Below are 22,729 nucleotides of genomic sequence, written 5' to 3'. Positions count from 1 at the left end.
TTTCACAGCTGATGGTTTTTCGCTCACTCATGCGGTTGCCCTGGGTCATCACGCCCTTTGAACCATGAAAGACTGCCGCGTTAAATTTCAACATGGCGTTATGAAGCATGAATTGCTAACCACGCTTTGTAGAAGCGGCTTTTGGCTACTGCTAGCTGTTTTCCCGCTATCCAGCCATTCATTCTGGTGGTTATCCACCACGGAACCAATAGCCAGAATTACATGACCAGGAGTTGGGCGTAACACTAATAGTAAATTTTACGCCCGCCCCAAGAAATTTTAATTTTCCTTTTCCGCTTCTTCTAACTGCTCTTCTTCTACTGGTTCTGGAGCATCCATTTCGCCAAGCATTGATTCAAATTCAGCAAAATCATCTAGCTGATCTTCCTCTATCGCTTTATCACCGCTTTTGCCATCAGTGACTTTGTATTCAAGATTCTGAAAATAAGCGTTTTTAACAAAGGCATAGTCATCTACAGATTGCTCAAGTTGCTTCTCCTGATCAATAAGCGCTGCCCGCCCTTCTAATGCAGACACAACCCAACGTGCCAGCGTAAAGTTGCTGTTAAGAATAGTAAGCGGATAATACATATTGTCTACGACTCGTCCGGTAAAACTGCGAGGATCACTTGGCCCAGCTGCCGGCACCATAAGATAGGGCCCGGTGCCAATCCCCCAAACGCCGAGAACTTCGCCGAAATCCTCTTCTTTAACCGTTATTCCCATTTTGTCAGCAACATCAATGGTCCCCAACAACCCTACTGTAGAGTTGATAAGAAAGCGCGCAAGGCTGTCCATCCCCTGATCAAACTTTCCCTGCAACAAATTATTAAAAAAGTTACCTGGCTCTTCCAGATTCTCTGCAGCATTGAGTAATCCGGTACGGGCAAACTGGGGCACCACTGTTACATAACCCACTGTAACCGGGCGTAATACATAGGCATCTAACACTTCCCAGTTAAAATCCCATACTACCCGGTTGACTGGCTCTAAGGGATCCCGCGGATCTCCAGCATCCTGCTGTTGAACAGCTTGTGCTTGTTCTTCAGAAGAGGTGCTGGCGCATCCTGTTATGGCGCCAGAGGCCAGAATCAGGCCGACGAGCATGGCTTTTTTGATTGCTATCACTTCCGTTCCTTGCTGATGATTATGGTATGGCTTGAAGTTTGTCCCGCGACCACCTTTGCGTTGAGCTCCCCTTCCAGATCACCGGGAGAAGGAGCAACGTCTGCATCAGTAGAAATGCGAGCAACCAGCCGAGCTTGTTCAAGTTGAGCTAAAGAATAGCTGGGTAACATGGCATTATCCGTGGTTAGCGTTACTTTTACAGGAAAATTTTGTAACGGCATTTTTACCACTGCTGCCGGCATGCGGTTATCGCTGTTCGCATCCTGTGCAAACACGATTAAGAAGCCTTGTTCAGGTAACTTACTTTTTAACTCTTCGGCTATCGACACCTCGATAGTAAATCCCGGGGTAGCTGTTGTATCAAGTTCGCTTCCCTGTGGTACATCCTGAATCTGATTCTCTAACTCCGCCAGACGACCGGCTAATTGCGTCAGCATGTCGTTATTTTCAGGCAGTTTATTTTTTATTTGTTCATAGTATTGGCGAGTGGTATCTGCATCACCAAGTTGAGCTGACACCACTGCCATCATCAATGCTAAATTGTCATTTTCAGGATTTTCAGATAGTAACCCTTGCAACACTTCTTGAGCACGTTGAAATTTGGCTGCTTCCCCTGTCACCATCAGTGCCTGTGCATAACTTATCCTCGTAGCCGTACTTTGAGGATCAATGGCAAGCGCGCGCTCAATGGCCTCGATAGCCTGCACATCCTGACCAAGCGACATCCACAACCGCCCCAAAAACATCCACCCACGAGCATCTTCCGGTGAACCGCGGAGGCGCTGGCGGATGGCCAAAGCCAAGTCTCTCACATCCTCGGTGTTGAACTGCTCACTCTTACCCGCTGCAAGCTGTTCTGATAATCGGGGCAAAGCATCAATAGCATGTTGAACCCGCGCAACTTTATCCAACTGATTCACATTAAAATAGACTATTATTCCGACTAAAAGCGCAGCTATCGCCCCAACAGATAAAGGTAAGACGCCAGTACGTGAGCCTTCTTTTTGCAATGATGTCTCATCAACCAGTGCGAGCTTTAGTTCGTCGCTTGCCTGGCGCCGATCGTGTTCAGATATAACGCCCTCTGAAGCTTCCCGCTCCAGCTCTTCCAGCCGCTGCTTAACGATTTGCACATTCGTCAATGAATCCTGAACCATACTATTGCGACGGCGCAACCATGGCCAACATACAAGCAACATTGTAAATGCAAGTAACCCTGCCACAATCAGGTAAAATGATGTCCACGACATTACTTATCTTGCTCCAGCATCTTGTTGGCCTTTTCAAGTTTCACAGCCATATCTTCAGGTAGCGCTGGTTTTCTGCGGCGAATAATAACGAGTCCCGCTCCCACTGCAAACAGCACGGGTAGTAACCAAAGCCACACCGTTGCAAAAGTAACAGGCGGGTTATAATAGACGAAATCGCCATATCTGGCTTTCATGTAATCGATGACTTCTTGCTCTGATTTTCCTTGCTTAAGCAGGGAATACACCTTACGTCGCATGTCATGCGCAATCATCGCATCGGAATCAGCAATATTCTGGTTTTGACACATTGGGCAACGCAATTCGTTAGTAAGACGCAAAAAAAGCGCTCGTTCGGCGGGATCATCAAAGGAAAAATTGTCTTGGGACGCCAGCGAAGAAAATGCCAGACTTCCAAACATTAAGCAGAAAACAACAATCTTATTCATTATTCTCCTCCGCTTTGAGATATCTGAGATTCTTGAAATGTTTGGGAATTAGCAAGTTCCTGCTTCAGTTTCCGGTACAAAGGTCCTACTTTGTTTTCCCACACCCGCTCATTGATATCGCCGATATGGTGCATGCGAACAATACCATCTTTATCAATCACAAAATGCTCTGGTGCACCGGTTACACCCAGATCTAACGATGTATCACGGTACACATCAAAGATATTAAAAGCGTAAGGATTACCATAACGGCTCAACATCTCCGTCACTTCCTGCTGCACTCGTGAAAGCGTCTTAGTGCCAAAGTCCGGGTCCAAATCCTGGTCGAAGTACAGGCCTACAATTCGGACTCCCTCTTGCTCGCTTAAATGGGTCAGGTAAGGCAGTTCTACTGCGCAAGTTACACACCATACCCCCCATACATTCACGATAGTGACATCACCTTTCAATGATTCTGGAGAGTAAATTTGCTCTGGATGCATTAAGTCGGGTAAAGAGAAACTGGGTAGAGGCTTCCCTTTCACTTGCGAATCCAATGCCCTAGGATCATTGAACAACCCTTGGAATAAGAAAATAACTAACAGTAAGAACAACAACAGTGGCAAGATCATGGGAAGTGGCTTTTTCATACGTTTTGCTCCGCTTCAACATTGAGCTTTCTTTTTTGCAGAACCGCTTTCGCCTTAGCGACTTTTGCCATGCGGTAACGTTTGTCGCAAATAGAACAAATTCCGCCCAACGCCATTATTACTGCGCCCCCCCAGATCCAGGTTACAAAGGGTTTTATATAAATCCTAATTGCCCACGCACCATTTTCCAGCGGTTCGCCCATAGCAATAAAAAGGTCGCGCATAAGCGTAGAATATATTCCGGCCTCTGTCATCGGCATCCTCTGCACGGTATAGATCCGCTTTTCCGGTTCAAGATGCACCAGTTTTTCGCCGTTATGGTATACATCAAAAATACCCACCGATGAGGTGAAATTCGGCCCTTGTTTTTGCTCAACTCTCATAAACTTAAAGTCATACTGGCCAAGCGACACGGTTTCACCTTGCGCCACCCGCACATCACGCTCCAGCTCGTAATTTGCTACCAACGTGATACCAATCAATGTCACAGCAAAGCCGAGATGACCCAACACCATCCCCCAGTGACTCAATGTTAACTGCCTTAGTCGGTTCATTAATGGTGTTGTAGAAGGAAGCGCATTAACCCGTTGTAACACTTCTTGAATTGACGTGATGAGGATCCAGAACGCCAGGACCAAGCCTAACACTGCCATAAAAGTAGGCGTGTCATACGTAAAATTGACCAATACCGCCGCACTAACACTTAACCCCAAAGCAATTAAAACCTGCTTCATCAACGCCGCGGGCGGTTGGTGTTTCCATCGTGTGAGCGGCCCTAAACCCAGACACAGTACAAATGGCACTATAAGTATGGTAAACATCTGGTTGAAAAACGGTGCGCCAATTGAAATCGACCCCAGCCCCAATTCTTTATGAACAAGAGGCAAAAGCGTACCGAGAATAACCACTATCGCCGCTGCGCATAAGAAGATATTGTTCCCCATGAGCAGCACTTCGCGAGAGAAAAGCTGGTAGCGGCCAGGGCTTTTAAGTTGCGAAGCCCGCAGCGCATATAATAATAAACCAGAACCCGACAAGACCACTAAAATACCTAGTATAAATAACCCCCGCGTGGGATCACTGGCAAACGAATGCACAGAAACTATTACTCCTGAGCGCACTAAAAAGGTGCCGAGCAAACTCAACGAAAACGCAGTAATAGCTAGTAGCACTGTCCAGGACTTAAACACCTTGCGTTTTTCTGTCACCGCCAAAGAATGCATTAGTGCGGTGCCGACCAGCCACGGCATAAATGAGGCATTTTCCACCGGATCCCAGAACCACCATCCGCCCCAGCCCAATTCGTAATAGGCCCACCAGCTCCCCAAAGCGATTCCCACCGTTAGAAAACACCAGGCCGCAATAACCCAAGGCCGCGACCATCGAGCCCAGGTGGAATCTAGTTGGCCAGAGATTAATGCGGAAATAGCGAAAGCAAAAGAAACGGAAAAACCCACATATCCCATGTATAGCATCGGCGGATGAATAATCATGCCGAAGTCCTGCAACAAGGGGTTGAGATCCTGCCCATCGACAGGAAAGAACGGCAACATGCTGTTGAAAGGGTTGGAGGTTAACAGCATAAACAGATAAAAACCGATACCTATCACACCCAAGACAGATAGCACTCTTGCCACCATCGCTTGCGGAATACCGCCGCTAAAAATTGCTACGGCTAACGTCCAGACAGAGAGCATCAATACCCACAGCAGAAACGATCCTTCATGGCCGCCCCACACGGCAGTCACTTTATAATAAACGGGTAGCTGACTGTTGGAATGCTGGGCGACATACGCGACGCTAAAGTCGTCGGTGACAAAAGCATATACCAGACACAGAAACGCAAGCAGAGTAAAAACAAACAGGCCAAAAGCCAGCGGCTTTGCTGTGGACATTAAAGCATTGTTGTTTTTAAATGTGCCCCACAACGGATAAATTGCTAACAAAATGGCTGTTACTAAAGCCAATGTAAGGGAAACATTACCTAATTCTGGTATCACGGCCTAATAACTCGCATCTTCAGGTTTAACGTGCTTAATCCCTTTCATTTTTTCCGCTAATTCTGGGGGCATATATTCTTCATCGTGTTTAGCCAACACTTCCTGCGCTTCAATAGTGGTGTCATTAATTAACACACCTGTGGCTACAATACCCTGCCCTTCACGAAACAAATCGGGCAGAATCCCGCTATAACGAACGGTCACTTTAGGGCCGACATCCACCAGATCAAAACTGACAGCGAGAGACTCGCTATTGCGACTGACTGTCCCCGGCACAACCATGCCGCCTATGCGCAAGCGCTGGCCGACTTCTGGACGTTGCCCCTGTTTCCCTTCAATAATTTCTGAGGGCGTGTAAAATAAATCTATGCTGTCAGTCAATGCGTAAAGCATCAGACTGATGGCGCCAATAACCAGAATACCGATGGAAGCCACTACTGCCAATCGCTGCTTTCTTCTAGGGTTCATGTGTTTACCACTCTAATCAAACTGTCGCTTTTCACTCGGCGGTGAGGAATGGGTTATTTCGCGGGCTTTGCGAATCCTGGCCCTTCTTGCTTGTTCCTTGAGTACTTTATGCAATAACTGCCGGTGCTCCCGTGCACTGGCAATAGTGATGCTCGCCATGACTATTATGGTCACGCCGAAAGATAGCCATACATACAATGCGTAGCCGCCCATTTGCCAAAAGGCTTGCCAGCTGTCAAAGTGCATGGCGTTTCCCCGCGTGTTGTTGCGCCATCTTCTGAACCCAGGGACGCTGCATTTCCCGACGTATAATTTCATTTTTCATACGCATTAGTGTCACCGCGGCAATAAACATGGCAAACCCCGCCAGATTGATTAAAAGCGGCCAAAGCATTTCCGGAGCAATAGAGGGCTTATCCAGTTTCGTTATCGTCGCGCCCTGATGCAGCGTGTTCCACCACTCGACGGAATAATGAATGATTGGGATATTAACCACTCCAACTAACGCCATCACGCCTGCCGCTTTACCAGCCTGTTGCTTATCTTCAAACGCGCTGTAAAGAGCGATAATTCCAAAATAAAGAAACAATAAAATAAGCTCAGAAGTTAATCGCGCATCCCACACCCACCAGGCACCCCACATTGGCTTTCCCCAAGCTGCGCCGGTGAGCAGAGCAATAAATGTCATAGCGGCGCCCACTGGCGCCATGGCAATCATTGCCATAAAAGCGGTACGCCATTGCCAGACCATTCCGACTAACGCTGCAATTGCCATAGCGACATAGGTGCTCATAGACAGCATGGCGCTAGGCACATGAATATAGATAATGCGAAAAGAATCTCCTTGCTGATAATCTCTGGGCACAAATGCCAGCCCCCAAACAGTTCCGACCAGCAGACAGACCAGTGAAATTCCCCAAAACCACGGTTGTAAGGTATGGCACAACTGATAAGCACGTTCTGTTTTTGCGTAAGGATGTAACCACTTCCACATCAGTTTTGACTCACTTTAAGAGAATAAGCTATCGCAAATGGTGCCACAGCCATGGCGAGCATCAGCATTGCGCCTATAATAGCAACTTGTGCTCCATAAGGTAATTGCAGAGCCGCAGAATCTACTGCTGAGGTGGCAAAAATCAGTAACGGAATAAATATCGGAATTAACAATAGCGCCAATAGTAAACCACCCCGTTGTAAACCCACCGTTAACCCAACGGCAATTGCACCCACAAGCGATAGTAATGGAGTTCCCAATATCAGCGTCACTAATAACGCCACGTACATATCTACCGTGAGATTTAAAAACAACGCTAACAGCGGTGACAACACCAGCAACGGCAGAAAACTCACCAGCCAGTGACACAGTACCTTTACGCCGGCTACCAGATATAGCGGCTGACCGGATAAGATAATCTGCTCAAGAGAGCCATCTTGAAAATCATCGCGAAACAAACGTTCCATTCCCAACAAAGAGGATAAAATAGCAGCTATCCAGATAACGCCAGGCCCTATCCGTTGGAGCGTTTCTGGCCCCGGCCCCACCCCTAAGGGAAACAGAGAAACCACCATTAACAAAAACATAAGCGGCTGTACCAGCTCCGATTTTTGCCGGAACGCCAGCGCTAAATCACGGCTGAATACCCCTTTAACGACGCCGCTCAAAGTTGGTACTCCAAATCAAAAAGCGTCACCTCTCCCGCGCGTGGCGATAAGGCCTGATGAGAGGTGGTTAAAATAGCTCCCCCACTGTTTATATGCTTGGCAAAGACTTCTTCAATCAAGGCAACGCCCTTTGTATCTAACGCTGTAAAAGGTTCATCCATTATCCAGAATTTGGCAGGCTTTAACCACAGTCGCGCCAGCGCTACCCGTCGCTGCTGCCCTGCTGAAAGATATTTGACCGGCACATCTTCAAGACCAACGAGGCCAAGTTCATTTAGCACATCGTAAAGCACCGGGGCTTGAACAGGAGTTTGATGCTGCGCACACCAAAAAGAGAGATTTTCCAGCGCATTAAAGGCCATACTGAGGCCAAGCTTATGGCCAAGATAGATGAGGTTGTGAAAAAACTTGTAGCTGAGCGGCCTGCCACAATAGGAAATGTCTCCGGCATCTGGCTGGCTTAACCCCGTCAGAATACGAAGTAAACTGGTTTTCCCCGCGCCATTCGGTCCGCGCAGATATATCAGTTGGCCAGGTTGCAATGAAAAAGATAAGGAGTCAAACAACACCCGGTCACGCTTGATACAGGTTAAGCCCGTGGCGGCCAATCCTGACAAATCTAATTCCCCATATATGAATAACAAAAAATTCAGCGCATTCTAACACAGCGGGCATTTTTCGCATCCAGACTATTCGCCTATTTGGCTAAATTATGATTTACTTCAATACGAATAAGAAATTGACAGCACATTTTTCTGCTTTTTGCTTAAATTGTACTGTTAGCAGCCGATAACTCAGGTATGACACTGCAAATTCCCACTTTTGCACCACCCACTGCCTCTGCCACGGGGGTAAGTAGCGGCGCGGGCGACAAACTTGCAAATGCGACCTCACTGGCTACGCTTGCTAAGGTAACTGTGGCGAGGCTTCCTGAACATATTTTGCAGCTTTCCAGTTTATCAGCAGGAACCGCCCTGTCACCAATTGAACTAAAAGTCCCGCAGAACCTGGCTATTGACGGCAGCGCAAGTTATTACTTAGCCAAAGCGGGATCCGGTAATCCTGGTCAAGCTGTACTGCTTGCCTCTACCACGCAAAATCTTCAGGCAACATTGTCGGCGCCACAACAACAACAGCTAACCTCGGAACTACGCCAGGCGATAGCAACAGCGCAGCCGCCTCAAACTTTAACAGTTAACGCGCGGATCACAGAAGTTTCGCAGCATGCGCTGACGTTTCGTCTTGAGGGCGGTAAAAATGCCACTGTAACTTTACCACTGACAGCTAGCCAGCACGCAATATCAGCAGGTGACAGAGTTACTATTCAAGTCAATGCCAACCCGAACGGCAGCTGGCAGATCAACGTGAGAAAAGCGGGTGCGCATGCAGAGCCTCAAGGGTCGCTGCAACAACAATTGGCCGCAAAATCAGCGTTTGTCGATACTATCATCCAAAATCAGTTAAAAAACCATGGACTGATAACGCAAGGCAGTCAGGGCACAAGCTTGCCTGGTCTGAACTTGCCCGGTGCGACGAATAACTTACTGACTCAACAGTTCACCCGACTGATTAATGATACCGTGCATATCCAACGTTTAACGGTGGGTGGGGTAGGAAAACTTCAGTTGTCTGAGACTATGTCTTCTCAACTACCGGCTACGCCATCAACCTTGACCAGCGCTTTGGGTAGTAAAGCCGATGTACTGGCAAAGCTACCGTCCTTTACTCCTACTGACAAAACTGCGTTATCAGCAAGCGGCTCCAATCCGCCAACCGCTGCGAGCGCCAAGGAGCCGCCGGTAAATAACCTGCTTTCAGAAGCAGATAAAAAGCTTGTGCACGACAGCATTATTCGGCTTTCCCGTCAACTACTAGCAGAGACTGGCTCAACGAAAGCGGCGCTAACACAGTTGTTGCAGGCGCTAAATAATCCTGGCCAAACTGTATCAACTGATAGTAAAAACTTAGCTCAACAGCTTTATAATAAATTATCGTCTGGGGTAACTGATATCGCGCCAGAGGCGGGAGGAAAGTCGGCCTCGTCCGCTGATGGCAAACCCCAAACTCAGCCAGAACCACCAAAAATACAGGGTTTACAAAGTCTATTTGCGAGCCCTGCTTTGCCCGTCACGGGTTTAAGTTTAATGGCGCCGCCTTCCTCATCGCAATTTTTAAGTGGGCTCATAACCTTATTGCAAGTTACGTTGGCTGGCCGTGCGGTGCGCCAGCAGCCTGGTCTTGCCAAAGCAGCGGACAATCCAGATTCAGTGGTTGCGCGTGCCGCGGGTCTGCCTCAGGGCGGGGGAGCAGCTCGCGTAGCACAAGATTTTGCGCAACTTGACAGTCGCTCCCAAACATTAACGCAAATTAAAACGTTACTGGCCAATCACCAGCAGCAAAAGCTGAATAACGCAGAAGCTCGTATTCAAGGACAGGATAATTTTCACTTCATCCTTCCAGTAACCGGTGAAAAACAAGCGCCGCCTGAGGTGCTGATACGACGCGAAGATAACCCTCAGGAGGATAGTAAATCTGGCACCGGCAAAAAAACCTGGCTCCTCACTATGAAGTTGGAAATAGAAGATTTAGGTCAACTACTGGTGAAATCTCGTGTTACCGCCGACACATTAGATTTGAACCTATACACCTCTTCAGAGTCGTTACTTGTCAAAGTTGGAGATACTTTTCCCTATCTCATCCGTCGTCTGCAAGCGCTAGGGTTATACATAGAAAGTTCCAGTTTCCAACGAGGAAAGATTCCCGCCTCTCTTGACGAAAAACCCTATCATTTATTTGAGGCTACGGTGTGAAATCAAAGATAAGACGTGCCATTGGATTAAAATACAATTCTGAACAGGGAGACAAAGTTCCTACCGTTGTTGCAAAAGGATACGGAGAATTCGCCGAAGCTATTATTGAAGCGGCCGAAGAAGCTGGCGTTCTGGTGCACGAAGACCCTTATCTTAGCGAAATACTTGCCACCTTAGATGTAGGTCAGGAAATCCCGGAGTCTCTTTACTATGTAATTGCTGAACTCATCGCCTACTCCTATGTGCTGCAAGGTCGGGTGCCTAAAGGATGGGAGCATTCGCTGCCGGGATTTGATCAGCTCGTTTAACACCTGTTTTCAAAATGAAGCTAAACGCGTTCGCCGCTTCTCAAATTTGCGGTCTATTCCGAATTCGTAAGGGGTCTTCTCCCGTTTGATTGTAAATTTCATTATGACACTTGGATGCCGAACCTGGGAGGAGACCATCACATTAAATTAGTACCTGCTCAAGCGGAAGATACCGGCGGAAAGTCGCTGGCTTTGAGGAACTAGACAATGAATAACTATTTTTTGATAGCGTAGCTCAGAGTAAGTACATGACTGAAGAAACATTCATCAGCTATAAAAAGTAAGTACAATTTCCTATCCGAAAAATCGTAAAACCTTTTCTACTTAACCAGTTGGAAGTCAGGGCTCCAGAAATTCTGGCTAACAAACCTTCACTTGTTGTTTACTCACCCCTTTCGTTAATCCCTTATCGCTTAAATATTCGCTTATGTTCTAAATATCCGCGATCTCACCTTGGCGCCAGGTTCATTTTTCTTTACCGGTCGGCAAGTTGCTAAGCCTATTAGTTGCGATTAATGCAGTTAATCCAACGAATCGCAATAGAGATTCCAGTTAAGAGTAAAAAGCTCGAAAGCAATTTCATCGCTCTCGAGCTCGCCCTTCACCCAGAAATTTCTTAACTAAGCTTCTATATCTGAAGGTGCTTCATCCTTTTTTTCAGGTTCAGCTTTCGCCATCAATAATTCGGCTCTGAGCTTTGATTCAATTTCTTTAGCTAACTCTTTATTTTCCTGTAAATATTTAACTACGTTAGCTTTACCCTGACCAATTCTGTCGCCGTTGCAGCTATACCAGGCACCAGCTTTATCTATTAGCTTGTGCTTAACCCCTAGGTCAACCAGCTCCGCTTCTTTGCTAATCCCCTGACCATACATAATTTGGAATTCAGCTTGCTTAAAGGGAGGTGCTATCTTGTTTTTAACGACCTTGACTCTCGTTTCGTTGCCAACAACCTCATCACCTTCTTTTATTGCCCCAATCCGACGAATGTCTAAACGAACTGACGCGTAGAATTTCAGGGCATTACCCCCTGTCGTTGTTTCCGGGTTGCCGAACATAACACCAATTTTCATCCTAATTTGGTTGATGAAAATAAGCATGGTATTGCTTCGTTTAAGATTACCGGTGATTTTCCGCATGCTTTGGCTCATCATTCTTGCAGCCAACCCCATATGGGAATCTCCAATATCACCTTCAATCTCTGCTTTTGGCGTCAATGCTGCAACAGAGTCGACAACAATTACGTCAACGGCACCGGAGCGGGTGAGCATGTCACAGATTTCCAATGCTTGTTCACCGGTATCTGGCTGAGAAACTAGTAATTCGTTAATATCAACCCCGAGTTTCTGAGCATAAATAGGATCCAAGGCATGCTCAGCATCTACGAATGCACAGGTCTTACCCTCACGTTGTGCTTGAGCAATAACCTCTAAGGTAAGCGTCGTTTTGCCTGAAGATTCTGGGCCATATATCTCTACAATTCGCCCCATTGGTAAGCCGCCAGCACCTAGCGCGATATCTAAACCTAATGAACCTGTAGATATTGTAGCAACGTCCATAGTCCGGTTTTCACCGAGCTTCATTATTGAACCTTTACCGAACTGCTTTTCAATTTGTGATAACGCAGCGTTTAAAGCGTCGCCTCTGTTATTGTCTTGTTTCATAATAGATTCCTGAATTAATTCTGTATTTATACGTTTTCGTATAAAAGTAACAAATGGCTTCGTTGAACGTTTAATTAAATTCTCTTATAAAAAGCACTGAATTAAACCCTCAACATTGCCCTTTCACCGGTATAAAGGGAGTCAGAGCTTGATCAACTTATCCTATATTCTAATGGGATAAGCTAAAGCGTACGGTGCGCATCTATCGGCTCGCACAACTGTTTACCTCTGCATGATACACTGTATGTACATACAGCTTCAAGCATCTTTTATCTGCGCTTACAGTTTGACAATACTATTAGTGGTATTCAACTAGCCATTTGTTCAGAAATTCAATCGCAAATACCACAGATTGACTACGCACCTGCTGCCTGTCGCCCTTAAAGAACTGCTTAACCGCCTGTACTCTGCCATGCATAGCAAAGCCGAACCAAACGGTTCCCACCGGTTTATCTGCTGAGCCTCCTCCTGGTCCCGCAACACCACTGACGGCAATTCCAAGCTGTGCACCACTGCGTTGCACCACTCCCGCAGCCATTTCTGTCACAACCTGCTCAGAAACCGCGCCGTATTTCTCCAGTGTACCAGATGCCACGCCGATCAGTTGTTGCTTAGCGTCATTGGAATACGTTACCCAAGACTGCTGAAACCAGTCTGAACTTCCCACCACTGACGTAAGCGTAAATGCAACGCCCCCACCGGTACAGGATTCAGCGCATGATAGTGTCCAGCCACGTTGCCGAAGCTGTTCGCCTAACTCTAAAATTTTCTGCTGAAAACACTCTTCAACAGAAACGGTTGAAAATCCTTGTTTCATATTAATAATACGTAGCTGTTATCATGTCTGTGAAATTGTAGCACTGTCGTCGTAAATAACGATCCTGTAATCAATATTAAGTTACCTTACTTGTAATCATAATCGAGGCATTTTTTGGAATCACACACCCCCATGATGCGCCAGTATCTCGCAATCAAGGCGCAGCACCCGAATATCCTGCTATTTTATCGAATGGGCGATTTTTATGAGCTGTTTTTTGAAGATGCCAAGCGGGCAGCGCATTTACTGGATATTTCTTTAACCGCCAGAGGAAAATCTGGTGGAGAGCCGATTCCCATGGCCGGGGTACCATATCACGCTGTCGAAAGCTATCTGGCGCGACTAGTGAAGATGGGCGAATCTATTGCTATTTGTGAACAAGTGGGCGACCCGGCGACGAGCAAAGGTCCTGTGGAACGCCAGGTGCAGCGCATTGTTACGCCAGGCACGGTTACAGATGAAGCGTTGCTGGAAGAAAGGCGGGATAATGTTTTGGCTGCCGTCTGCGGGCATGCCATGCAATATGGCCTGGCGACATTAGATGTCAGCAGCGGGCGCTTTATTGTCAGCGAATGTCACTCAGATGAGCAATTGCTGGCGGAACTGCAACGCATTAATCCAGCGGAACTGCTTTATCCTGAGGGATTCGCCAACCTGCCTTTGATTCAGCAGCGCAAAGGTTTGCGTCGCCGTCCGGAGTGGGAGTTCGATATCGATACCGCTGTACAACAACTCAATGCTCAATTTCAGACTAAAGAACTTACCGGCTTTGGTGTTTCTGAATTAACCTACGGTCTGCAGGCTGCCGGCTGCGTATTGCAATACGTTAAAGATACCCAGCGCACGGCTCTGCCCCATATTCGAGCCATTTATCAGGAACAGCCGGATTCCCGCGTACAACTGGACGCTGCTACCCGACGAAATCTGGAACTGACCCAAAGCCTCAATGGCGGTATCGATAATACGTTGTTCAGTGTTTTAGACACAACGGCGACGGCCATGGGTAGCCGTTTGCTCCAGCGCTTTTTACATTCTCCTATTACCGATTTATACGAACTGAATAATCGGCAAAATGCCATTGCCACACTGATGGATGGCCCTGGCGGAGAGCTCACTGACACGCTCAAACGCATTGGCGATATTGAACGCGTTATGGCGCGTCTGGCGCTTCGTTCTGCACGACCACGAGATTTTGCACGTTTGCGCAATGCCTGTAACGAGCTTCCTGATTTACAACTCCTTCTCAAGCCAATGAACGATGTGCTACTGAATGAACTGGCCGCACAAATTAACACCTATCCTGAAATTCAGGCTCTGCTAAACGCGGCTATTGTGGATAATCCTCCTGTTGTACTGCGCGATGGCGGAGTCATAGCCGAAGGCTACAATGCTGAACTGGATGAACTGCGTAATTTGTCCAAAGGGGCTACTGACTTTCTCGATCAAATGGAACTGCGCGAGCGGGAGCGCACCGGCGTGCCCACGCTAAAAGTTGGATACAATCGCGTTCACGGCTTCTTTATTGAAATGAGCCGCGCAACCAGCAGCCAAGCACCTGCAGATTATATCCGCCGGCAGACGCTAAAAAACACTGAGCGTTTTATTACGCCTGAGTTGAAAGAGCACGAAGACAAAGTGCTCACCAGTCAGGGGCGTGCGTTGGCGCTCGAAAAGCAATTGTACGACAATCTTTTTGAATTACTGCATCCCTTCTTGAATGCTTTAATAGATACCGCTGCGGCGCTGGCAAAATTGGATGTCATCAATTGTTTAGCTGAGCGTGCCGAGACACTTGAGCTGTATCGCCCTTCGCTCACTGCAGGCCAGGAAATTCATTACGAGGCAGGTCGCCACCCTGTTGTTGAGCAAGTCATGGAAAGCCCTTTTATCGCTAACCCGCTGCAACTGGATAATCAGCGCCGTATGCTAATTATCACCGGCCCCAACATGGGCGGAAAGTCGACGTACATGCGTCAGACGGCACTCATTGTATTAATGGCGTACATTGGCAGCTTCGTGCCCGCCCAAAACGCCGTCATTGGCAAGGTAGATCGCATTTTTACCCGTATCGGCGCCTCCGATGATCTTGCTTCCGGTCGCTCCACTTTTATGGTGGAAATGACAGAAACGGCAAATATACTGCACAATGCCACCGCGCATTCGCTGGTGTTGATGGATGAAATTGGCCGCGGCACCAGTACCTATGATGGTTTGTCCCTTGCCTGGGCCTGCGCCTGCTACCTTGCGAAAAACTTAAGTGCTTATACACTGTTTGCCACCCATTACTTTGAACTGACCCAGCTACCCGAGCAAGAGCAAGGCGTAGTCAATGTTCATCTGGATGCAGTGGAACATAACGAAACTATTCGCTTCATGCACACCGTTGAACAAGGCGCTGCCAGCAAAAGCTACGGCTTACAAGTGGCGCAACTGGCTGGCGTTCCCAAACCCGTTATTGATCTTGCCCGCACTAAGTTACATGAACTGGAGAACCAGAAGCTGGCAAGTAATTCAACAGAAATAGCGACACCACAAAAATCAACAGATCAAAAGCAAGCGACAGGTCAGGCTGAAATGCGCTTTTCCGATATGGCAAATCCGGTGAAAGACGCGTTAGACAGCATTTCGCCGGATGAGCTTTCCCCCAGGCAGGCGCTTGATTTTCTTTATACGCTGAAAAGGCTTAGCGAATCCTAGGGCAGAGGCAATAAAAACTACGTCTCGTGCCTTTGTAGCAGGCAAAGCGATTGTTTGCCTGCTACTCTTTCGGTATACTGTTGCGCCGTCCAAGTGTTGATTCCTTCTCCAAGGAAAATCAGCACGTTACCCATACAATCCAAAGCCTTAGGTTTCGCATGACAAACTATATTTTCGTCACCGGTGGTGTTGTATCATCGTTAGGGAAAGGCATTGCTGCTGCATCACTTGCTGCAATCCTGGAAGCGCGTGGTCTCACCGTTACCATGTTAAAACTCGACCCGTATATTAATGTGGATCCGGGCACTATGAGTCCAATTCAGCATGGTGAGGTGTTTGTTACCGATGACGGCGCCGAAACCGACCTTGACCTCGGGCACTACGAGCGGTTCATCCGCACCCGCATGACAAAACGTAACAACTTCACCACCGGACGGGTGTATGAAGAAGTGTTAAAGCGCGAACGTCGGGGCGATTATCTTGGCGCGACTATTCAGGTGATCCCGCATATCACCAATGAAATTAAGCGACGCGTTATTGAAGGCGCTGAAGGTCATGATGTTGCGATAGTAGAAATTGGTGGCACCGTAGGTGATATTGAATCGCAACCCTTTCTTGAAGCCATTCGCCAGTTAGGAACCGAACTAGGCCGCGAAAAAGCCATGTACATGCATCTCACGCTGGTGCCTTATATGCCGGCATCCGGAGAGGTGAAAACCAAACCTACCCAGCACTCAGTTAAAGAACTGCGTTCCATCGGTATACAGCCTGATATTCTGGTGTGCCGCTCTGTAGGCTCGTTACCCGCCAATGAACGCTCCAAAATTGCACTTTTTACCAATGTGGCAGAAAAAGCGGTTATCTCGTTAAAAGATGTAGATAGCATTTACCGTATACCCGCAGCGCTGCGCGCCCAGGGTATGGATCAGTTGGTAGTGGATCGGTTCCATCTTCAATGTAACGAAGCAGACCTCACTGAGTGGGAGCAGGTACTTTACGCTGAATCTAACCCTACTGCTGAAGTCAATATTGGTATGGTGGGTAAATATGTTGAATTACCTGATGCCTACAAATCTGTGAATGAAGCACTCAAACACGCTGGGTTGAAAAACAGGCTTACCGTCAATATTCATCATATAGATTCCCAGGATATTGAAAGTAAAGGCGTGCAAATTCTTGAAAAACTTGATGCTATTCTGGTGCCAGGCGGATTTGGCGAGCGCGGTATCGAAGGCAAAATTGCTGCGGCGCGTTATGCACGTGAAAATGCCGTTCCTTATTTAGGTATTTGTTTGGGCATGCAGGTAGCGCTCATTGAATTTTCGAGAAATGTAGCGGGTATGGAAAAAGCAAACAGCACAGAATTTGATCCGAATACCCCTTATCCGGTGGTGGGACTAATTACCGAATGGTTAGACGCAGGTGGCAGTACCGAAATTCGTGATGAAACATCCGATTTAGGAGGCACTATGCGTTTGGGAAGCCAGTTATGTTATTTAATTCCGGGCACCAAAGTCCATGATATTTATGGTAGCGCTGAAATTTACGAACGTCATCGCCACCGCTATGAAGTAAATAATAACCTGCGCGACCAGATTGAAAGCGCAGGCTTAAAAGTGAGCGGATTATCTACTGACAAACGTCTTGTTGAGGTAATAGAATTGCCTGATCACCCGTGGTTCGTGGCAGGTCAGTTTCACCCGGAATTTACGTCAACGCCCCGTGACGGGCATCCGTTATTTACCGGGTTTGTTGCCGCAGCAGGTAAATATCAGAAAGAAAATCATTAGTTTCTAAAAAAAGAGGGGTACTCTTTCTCCCGTTGGATGCCCCCACCAATTGTTGAGGAAAAAACATGGCGAATATTAGTCGCATTATCGGACGCGAAATTTTAGATTCTCGCGGTAACCCCACAGTAGAAGCAGACGTATATCTGGAATCAGGTGCTATGGGTCGTGCTGCTGCGCCTTCAGGTGCATCTACCGGCTCTCGCGAAGCGTTGGAACTACGTGACGGCGATAAAGAGCGTTATATGGGGAAAGGCGTACTTAAAGCTGTTGCTGCAGTCAATGATGTTATCGCACCGGCATTGGTGGGAATGGATCCACTGGCACAAGCCGACGTCGACAATGCCATGCTAAAACTTGATGGTACTGAAAATAAAGAACAACTAGGCGCAAACGCTATTCTAGCCGTCTCACTGGCGGTAGCTAAAGCAGCCGCAGCAGAAAAAGGCGTGGCGCTGTATGAACATATCGCTGACTTGAACGGCACGCCGGGGCAATATTCCATGCCGGTTCCGATGATGAATATTATCAACGGCGGTGAACATGCGGATAACAACGTTGATATCCAGGAATTTATGGTTCAGCCTGTTGGCGCAAGTAGCTTCAAAGAAGCGCTACGTATGGGTGCGGAAATTTTCCATAACCTGAAAAAAGTGTTATCAGCTAAAGGGTTGAGCACGGCAGTTGGCGACGAAGGCGGTTTTGCTCCTAACTTAAGTTCAAATGAAGAAGCTTTATCCGTTATTGTTGAAGCAGTAGAAAAAGCTGGCTACAAAATGAATGAAGATGTCACTCTGGCGCTGGATTGCGCGGCATCCGAGTTCTATAAAGATGGCAAATATAATCTGTCTGGCGAAGGCAAGAGCTTTGATTCTGAAGGCTTTGGCGACTATCTGGCAGAATTGACTTCCAACTACCCTATCCTTTCCATTGAAGACGGTTTAGACGAAAGTGACTGGGAAGGCTGGGCAAGCTTAACCAAGAAAATTGGTGACAAAATTCAGCTGGTTGGCGACGACTTATTCGTAACTAACACAAAAATTTTAAAACGCGGCATTGATAACGGCATCGGTAATTCAATCCTTATCAAGTTTAATCAGATTGGCTCACTTACAGAAACGCTGAATGCAATCAAGATGGCGAAAGATGCAGGCTTCACTGCTGTTATCTCTCACCGCTCTGGTGAAACTGAAGATGCCACCATTGCAGATCTGGCAGTAGGTACTGCTGCGGGTCAGATTAAAACGGGCTCTCTATGCCGATCTGACCGCGTCGCGAAGTACAACCAATTACTGCGCATTGAGCAAGAATTAGGTTCAAAAGCCGTTTATCGTGGTCGTACTGAAATTAAAGGTCAGTAATTTTCTGGACCGGTAGTCTTGGCTACCGGTCTATTTTGCTGTTACCGTTAGCCTATTCCCTTTCTTTTTAAAAGCATTATGGCGTCCAGCTCAGATCACGCGTTAAATCAAACAGACATTTTTGACCAAACCCGCGAGCATCATAGTGCCCATCCTGAATTCACCGAAATTTGTACTGCTCTGTATGAGCGAGAGCTAGTATATCTTGCCTATTACGGTCCGACTCACGCGCATGTGCTTAAAAGAAAGCTCAGCGGCTTGCCCCACCATATTAAGCGTGCGGCTTATTTTCTTGCGCATAATTCCTCCCCCCTCACCGTCGATACCCACAACGGCAGTTGGCAGGCAAAACAATCAGCGCGATGTCCGGTAAACAGAAACTGCGATCCCGAGCGTACCGAAAAATGGTATTCACAACATGCGGCCCACGGACTAGTGGTGGGAATTCGCGTGCAAGAGATGGACAACGAACATATTGAGCTTGATTCCATTGATCGCGTTGAGCCGAACAATTTCACTGTCCATACTAATAAGCATGGATGGTTTACTTTTGCTGGCAATTCGTTGGAAAAAGCAGAAGATAGCTACTCCCAGGTTCAACTACTCAAGCCTACCAAAACCATTATGACGGCAGCTTGCTGTGGCCATAGCTGGAACCATAAAGGTAAAATATCCCCCCGCTCCCTTACCTTAAGAGAACTACTGCTTTCTACCACTATTGACTGGAAACATTTTAATTTAACAAAAATTCAGTCTCCTGCGCAGCCAAAGTCCTAACCGCACTTGTATAACCGGAATAAAAGTTATATCCATTTGTTATATGCTTCTTTGTAAACAAAGGTTGACCTGTCTGGCATGGCTGGTTACATTGTGGTTATCAACTGGTCGGGAAACACGTTTGCAATGATGCAGCACATCCTTCTATCTCTTCTACTCCTTACGGCAGCGAGACTGCACGGGTAGATTGCGACCAGCGATTCACACACAAAAACCCGTGCCAGGCACGGGTTTTTTTTTAACTACAACATACGAGTGACAGTCATGACGAATCAGGTAAAAATCTTTGATACCACCTTGCGTGACGGCGAGCAGGCACTGCCCGCCAGTTTAAGTGCCAAAGAAAAACTACAGATCGCACTGGCACTCGAACGGCTCGGCGTAGACATTATTGAAGCCGGCTTTCCGGTTTCTTCGCCAGGCGATTTTCACTCGGTGCAAATGATAGCGCGGGAGATTAAAAATGCGACGATATGCGGCTTAGCACGAGCATTAAAGCCAGATATCGACGCCTGCGGCGAAGCACTAAAAGTCGCTGACCATTTTCGCATTCATACCTTTATTGCCACATCAGAAATCCACGTTGGGGCAAAGCTGAAAAAGTCGCAGGACGAAGTTGTCGAAATGGCTGTAGCGGCGGTAAAACACGCTCGCCGGTATACCGATGATGTAGAATTTTCCTGCGAAGATGCCGGCCGTACTCACATTGATTACTTATGCAGAATGGTTGAGGCGGCAATTGATGCTGGCGCAACCACCGTCAATATCCCTGATACCGTGGGTTATACCATTCCTTCAGAATTCGGCGGCATAATTGCTCAGTTGTTCAACCGCGTACCTAATATTGATAAAGCTACCATTTCCGTACACTGCCACAACGATTTAGGACTGGCCGTGGCCAACTCTTTGGCGGCAATTGAACAAGGTGCCCGTCAGGTGGAATGTACCATCAATGGCATCGGCGAACGCGCTGGGAACAGTTCGCTGGAAGAAATTGCGATGATCCTGCAAACCCGCCAGGCGATGTTAGGATTTGAAACCAACATCCGCTCCCAAGAAATCTCCCGCACCTCTAAGTTAGTCAGCCAGCTTTGCAATATGCCGGTTCAAGCGAACAAGGCTATCGTGGGCGCAAATGCGTTTAGCCACTCCTCAGGTATCCACCAGGACGGTGTGCTAAAAGCGCAGAACACATACGAAATCATGACTCCCGAGAGTGTGGGTATCAACAAAAACAACTTGAACTTGACCTCTCGTTCCGGCCGCCATGTGATCAAACACCGGCTGACAGAACTGGGTTACAAAACCGAAGATTATGACTTAGAAGCTGTTTACAGCGCCTTCTTACAATTAGCAGATAAAAAGGGCCAGGTTTACGATTACGACTTAGAAGCTCTACTGTTTTTTGATCAACAAAAGCATGACGAAGCGCGCTATAAATTATTGTACCTGCAAGCTAACTCCGGTCGCGAAATTATTCCCAGTGCTACGGTGCGTTTACAAGTGGGCGATGAAGCCATTACCAAAACCGCAATTGGCAATGGTCCTGTCGATGCTGCTTACAACGCTATTATGAATATTCTTGGCCACAACGACTTAGAGATCGTTGACTTTAAGCTTGATTCCAAGGGTGAAGGTGCTGATGCTTTGGCTCAGGTAAGCGTTATCGCTGAATACAATGGGCGACGTTTCCATGGTATTGGTCTGGCAACAGACATTGTGGAAGCCGGGGTTAAAGCACTAATTTATGTTATCAATAATACCTATGTTGCTGATCAAATTGATCAGCAGAAACATCTTCAAGAACGTGTCGCAGGAGTATAAATGAGCGAGTTTACTATCGCCGTCCTTGCCGGGGACGGAATTGGTCCGGAAGTCATGCAGGAAGCCAACAAAGTTCTGGATGCAGTTGAAAAACGATATGGCGTAAGCTTTACCCGTACCGCCTACCCTGTTGGCGGCTATGCTATCGACACAGAAGGCCAGGCATTACCTGCTAAAACTCTGCAAGGCTGCGAAAGTGCCGATGCCATTCTTTTCGGCTCTATTGGTGGCCCCAAATGGGATACCTTGCCTCTTGATCAGCGCCCGGAACGCGCAGCACTACTTGCGTTACGTAGCCATTTTGATTTATTCAGTAACCTGCGCCCCGCCCGAATCTATCCCGGCCTAGAAGCGTTATCTCCGTTACGGGCAGATATTGCGGCCAGCGGTGTAGATGTTTTGGTGGTGCGTGAACTCACCAGTGGCATCTATTTCGGTCAGCCAAAAGGTCGAGAAGGCAGTGGTGAAGAGGAATATGCCTTTGACACCATGCGTTATTCCAAACGGGAAATTCGCCGTATTGCCGTTGCCGCGTTTGAAGCCGCCCAAAAAAGAAAGCGCAAAGTCACTTCTGTGGACAAAGCTAACGTGCTGGTTTGCAGCCGTTTATGGCGCGAAGTCACAGAAGAAGTCGCTAAAGATTATCCAGATGTCACACTGGAACATATCTATATCGACAACGCGACCATGCAAGTAATGAAAAACCCAGCACAGTTCGATGTCATGCTGTGTTCAAACCTGTTCGGCGATATTATTTCCGATGAATGCGCAATGATGACAGGCTCAATGGGTCTACTGCCTTCGGCCAGTATGAACGAACAGGGTTTTGGCTTGTATGAACCCGCTGGCGGATCGGCTCCCGATATCGCGGGTATGGGTATTGCCAACCCTATCGCGCAAATTCTTTCTGCCGCCATGATGCTGCGCTTTAGTCTTAATTTAAGTGATGCTGCCGACGCCATCGAACAAGCAGTAATAAAAACACTGGAGGCTGGTGTGATGACCGGCGAATTGCTACCGGCTGATAAACGCCAGCAGGCAGCCTCTACCTCTCAAGTCGGCGATGAAGTTGTCCGACAGATTTTGGATCAGGAGTAATAC

The 22,729-nt window shown here is 47.4% G+C and carries 20 protein-coding genes; 8 read left to right on the top strand and 12 right to left on the bottom strand.

Annotated features, from left to right (window positions below; all coding sequences use genetic code 11):
* Nucleotides 1-279 precede the first annotated feature (279 nt).
* The 10 genes from CA267_RS13700 to ccmA are packed head-to-tail and all read right to left on the bottom strand — an operon-like array spanning nt 280 to nt 8,200.
* Nucleotides 280-1,128 carry an MlaA family lipoprotein gene (locus tag CA267_RS13700; RefSeq protein WP_408609395.1) on the bottom strand — a complete coding sequence of 283 codons (849 nt, stop codon included), beginning with the start codon at nt 1,126-1,128 and terminating at the stop codon, nt 280-282.
* Complete coding sequence (gene ccmI, locus CA267_RS13695; protein WP_075610691.1) at nt 1,125-2,378, bottom strand: c-type cytochrome biogenesis protein CcmI; 1,254 nt, start codon at nt 2,376-2,378, stop codon at nt 1,125-1,127. Before ccmI ends, CA267_RS13700 begins: the two co-directional genes overlap by 4 nt.
* The gene (locus CA267_RS13690) at nt 2,378-2,824 is read right to left on the bottom strand and encodes a cytochrome c-type biogenesis protein (RefSeq protein ID WP_075610692.1); all 447 of its coding nucleotides are present in this window, start codon (nt 2,822-2,824) and stop codon (nt 2,378-2,380) included. The genes ccmI and CA267_RS13690 overlap by 1 nt, the downstream gene beginning before the upstream one ends.
* The gene (locus CA267_RS13685) at nt 2,824-3,453 is read right to left on the bottom strand and encodes a redoxin family protein (protein ID WP_075610693.1); all 630 of its coding nucleotides are present in this window, start codon (nt 3,451-3,453) and stop codon (nt 2,824-2,826) included. The genes CA267_RS13690 and CA267_RS13685 overlap by 1 nt, the downstream gene beginning before the upstream one ends.
* A complete protein-coding gene (locus tag CA267_RS13680; protein WP_075610694.1) occupies nt 3,450-5,453 on the bottom strand; it encodes a heme lyase CcmF/NrfE family subunit in 2,004 nt (667 codons plus the stop codon). Before CA267_RS13680 ends, CA267_RS13685 begins: the two co-directional genes overlap by 4 nt.
* Before the next feature lie 3 nt (nt 5,454-5,456).
* Nucleotides 5,457-5,921: a cytochrome c maturation protein CcmE gene (gene ccmE, locus CA267_RS13675; RefSeq protein WP_075610695.1), complete on the bottom strand. Its 465-nt coding sequence runs from the start codon at nt 5,919-5,921 to the stop codon at nt 5,457-5,459.
* Between the two features lie 12 nt (nt 5,922-5,933).
* Nucleotides 5,934-6,167 (bottom strand): heme exporter protein CcmD, encoded by a 234-nt coding sequence (gene ccmD, locus CA267_RS13670; RefSeq protein ID WP_075610696.1) that lies wholly within the window; start codon nt 6,165-6,167, stop codon nt 5,934-5,936.
* Complete coding sequence (locus tag CA267_RS13665) at nt 6,157-6,915, bottom strand: heme ABC transporter permease (protein ID WP_075610697.1); 759 nt, start codon at nt 6,913-6,915, stop codon at nt 6,157-6,159. Before CA267_RS13665 ends, ccmD begins: the two co-directional genes overlap by 11 nt.
* Nucleotides 6,915-7,583: a heme exporter protein CcmB gene (gene ccmB, locus CA267_RS13660; protein ID WP_075610698.1), complete on the bottom strand. Its 669-nt coding sequence runs from the start codon at nt 7,581-7,583 to the stop codon at nt 6,915-6,917. Before ccmB ends, CA267_RS13665 begins: the two co-directional genes overlap by 1 nt.
* Nucleotides 7,580-8,200 (bottom strand): cytochrome c biogenesis heme-transporting ATPase CcmA, encoded by a 621-nt coding sequence (gene ccmA / locus CA267_RS13655; RefSeq protein WP_075610699.1) that lies wholly within the window; start codon nt 8,198-8,200, stop codon nt 7,580-7,582. Before ccmA ends, ccmB begins: the two co-directional genes overlap by 4 nt.
* A gap of 183 nt (nt 8,201-8,383) precedes the next feature.
* Between ccmA and CA267_RS13650 the strand changes: the two genes are divergently transcribed.
* Nucleotides 8,384-10,393, top strand: coding sequence for a flagellar hook-length control protein FliK (locus CA267_RS13650; RefSeq protein ID WP_075610700.1), 2,010 nt, complete (start codon nt 8,384-8,386; stop codon nt 10,391-10,393).
* On the top strand, nt 10,390-10,701 hold the full coding sequence (locus tag CA267_RS13645; protein WP_075610701.1) for an EscU/YscU/HrcU family type III secretion system export apparatus switch protein: 312 nt from the start codon (nt 10,390-10,392) through the stop codon (nt 10,699-10,701). Before CA267_RS13650 ends, CA267_RS13645 begins: the two co-directional genes overlap by 4 nt.
* A gap of 620 nt (nt 10,702-11,321) precedes the next feature.
* Here the strand turns inward: CA267_RS13645 and recA are convergent.
* The gene (gene recA, locus CA267_RS13640; RefSeq protein WP_075610702.1) at nt 11,322-12,365 is read right to left on the bottom strand and encodes a recombinase RecA; all 1,044 of its coding nucleotides are present in this window, start codon (nt 12,363-12,365) and stop codon (nt 11,322-11,324) included.
* Nucleotides 12,366-12,663: 298 nt separating this feature from the next.
* Nucleotides 12,664-13,182: a CinA family protein gene (locus CA267_RS13635; RefSeq protein WP_075610703.1), complete on the bottom strand. Its 519-nt coding sequence runs from the start codon at nt 13,180-13,182 to the stop codon at nt 12,664-12,666.
* A 132-nt stretch (nt 13,183-13,314) separates the two neighbouring features.
* Between CA267_RS13635 and mutS the strand changes: the two genes are divergently transcribed.
* The 6 genes from mutS to leuB all read left to right on the top strand — a co-directional run bounded on the left by mutS (nt 13,315) and on the right by leuB (nt 22,726).
* Entirely contained in the window at nt 13,315-15,879 is a 2,565-nt protein-coding gene (mutS, locus tag CA267_RS13630; protein WP_075610704.1) for a DNA mismatch repair protein MutS, read from the top strand.
* A 158-nt stretch (nt 15,880-16,037) separates the two neighbouring features.
* Nucleotides 16,038-17,669, top strand: a complete 1,632-nt coding sequence (locus tag CA267_RS13625) for a CTP synthase (RefSeq protein WP_075610705.1) — start codon at nt 16,038-16,040, stop codon at nt 17,667-17,669.
* 65 nt (nt 17,670-17,734) lie between these two features.
* Nucleotides 17,735-19,027 carry a phosphopyruvate hydratase gene (eno, locus tag CA267_RS13620; protein ID WP_075610706.1) on the top strand — a complete coding sequence of 431 codons (1,293 nt, stop codon included), beginning with the start codon at nt 17,735-17,737 and terminating at the stop codon, nt 19,025-19,027.
* A gap of 78 nt (nt 19,028-19,105) precedes the next feature.
* Complete coding sequence (locus CA267_RS13615) at nt 19,106-19,804, top strand: hypothetical protein (protein ID WP_075610707.1); 699 nt, start codon at nt 19,106-19,108, stop codon at nt 19,802-19,804.
* A 264-nt stretch (nt 19,805-20,068) separates the two neighbouring features.
* Nucleotides 20,069-21,628, top strand: a complete 1,560-nt coding sequence (gene leuA / locus CA267_RS13610; protein ID WP_075610708.1) for a 2-isopropylmalate synthase — start codon at nt 20,069-20,071, stop codon at nt 21,626-21,628.
* Complete coding sequence (gene leuB / locus CA267_RS13605) at nt 21,629-22,726, top strand: 3-isopropylmalate dehydrogenase (RefSeq protein WP_075610709.1); 1,098 nt, start codon at nt 21,629-21,631, stop codon at nt 22,724-22,726.
* Nucleotides 22,727-22,729 lie beyond the last annotated feature (3 nt).

Origin of the sequence: Alteromonas pelagimontana (genome assembly GCF_002499975.2) — a bacterium.
Lineage (GTDB): Bacteria > Pseudomonadota > Gammaproteobacteria > Enterobacterales > Alteromonadaceae > Alteromonas > Alteromonas pelagimontana.
This window is presented reverse-complemented; position numbering and strand designations above follow the sequence as displayed.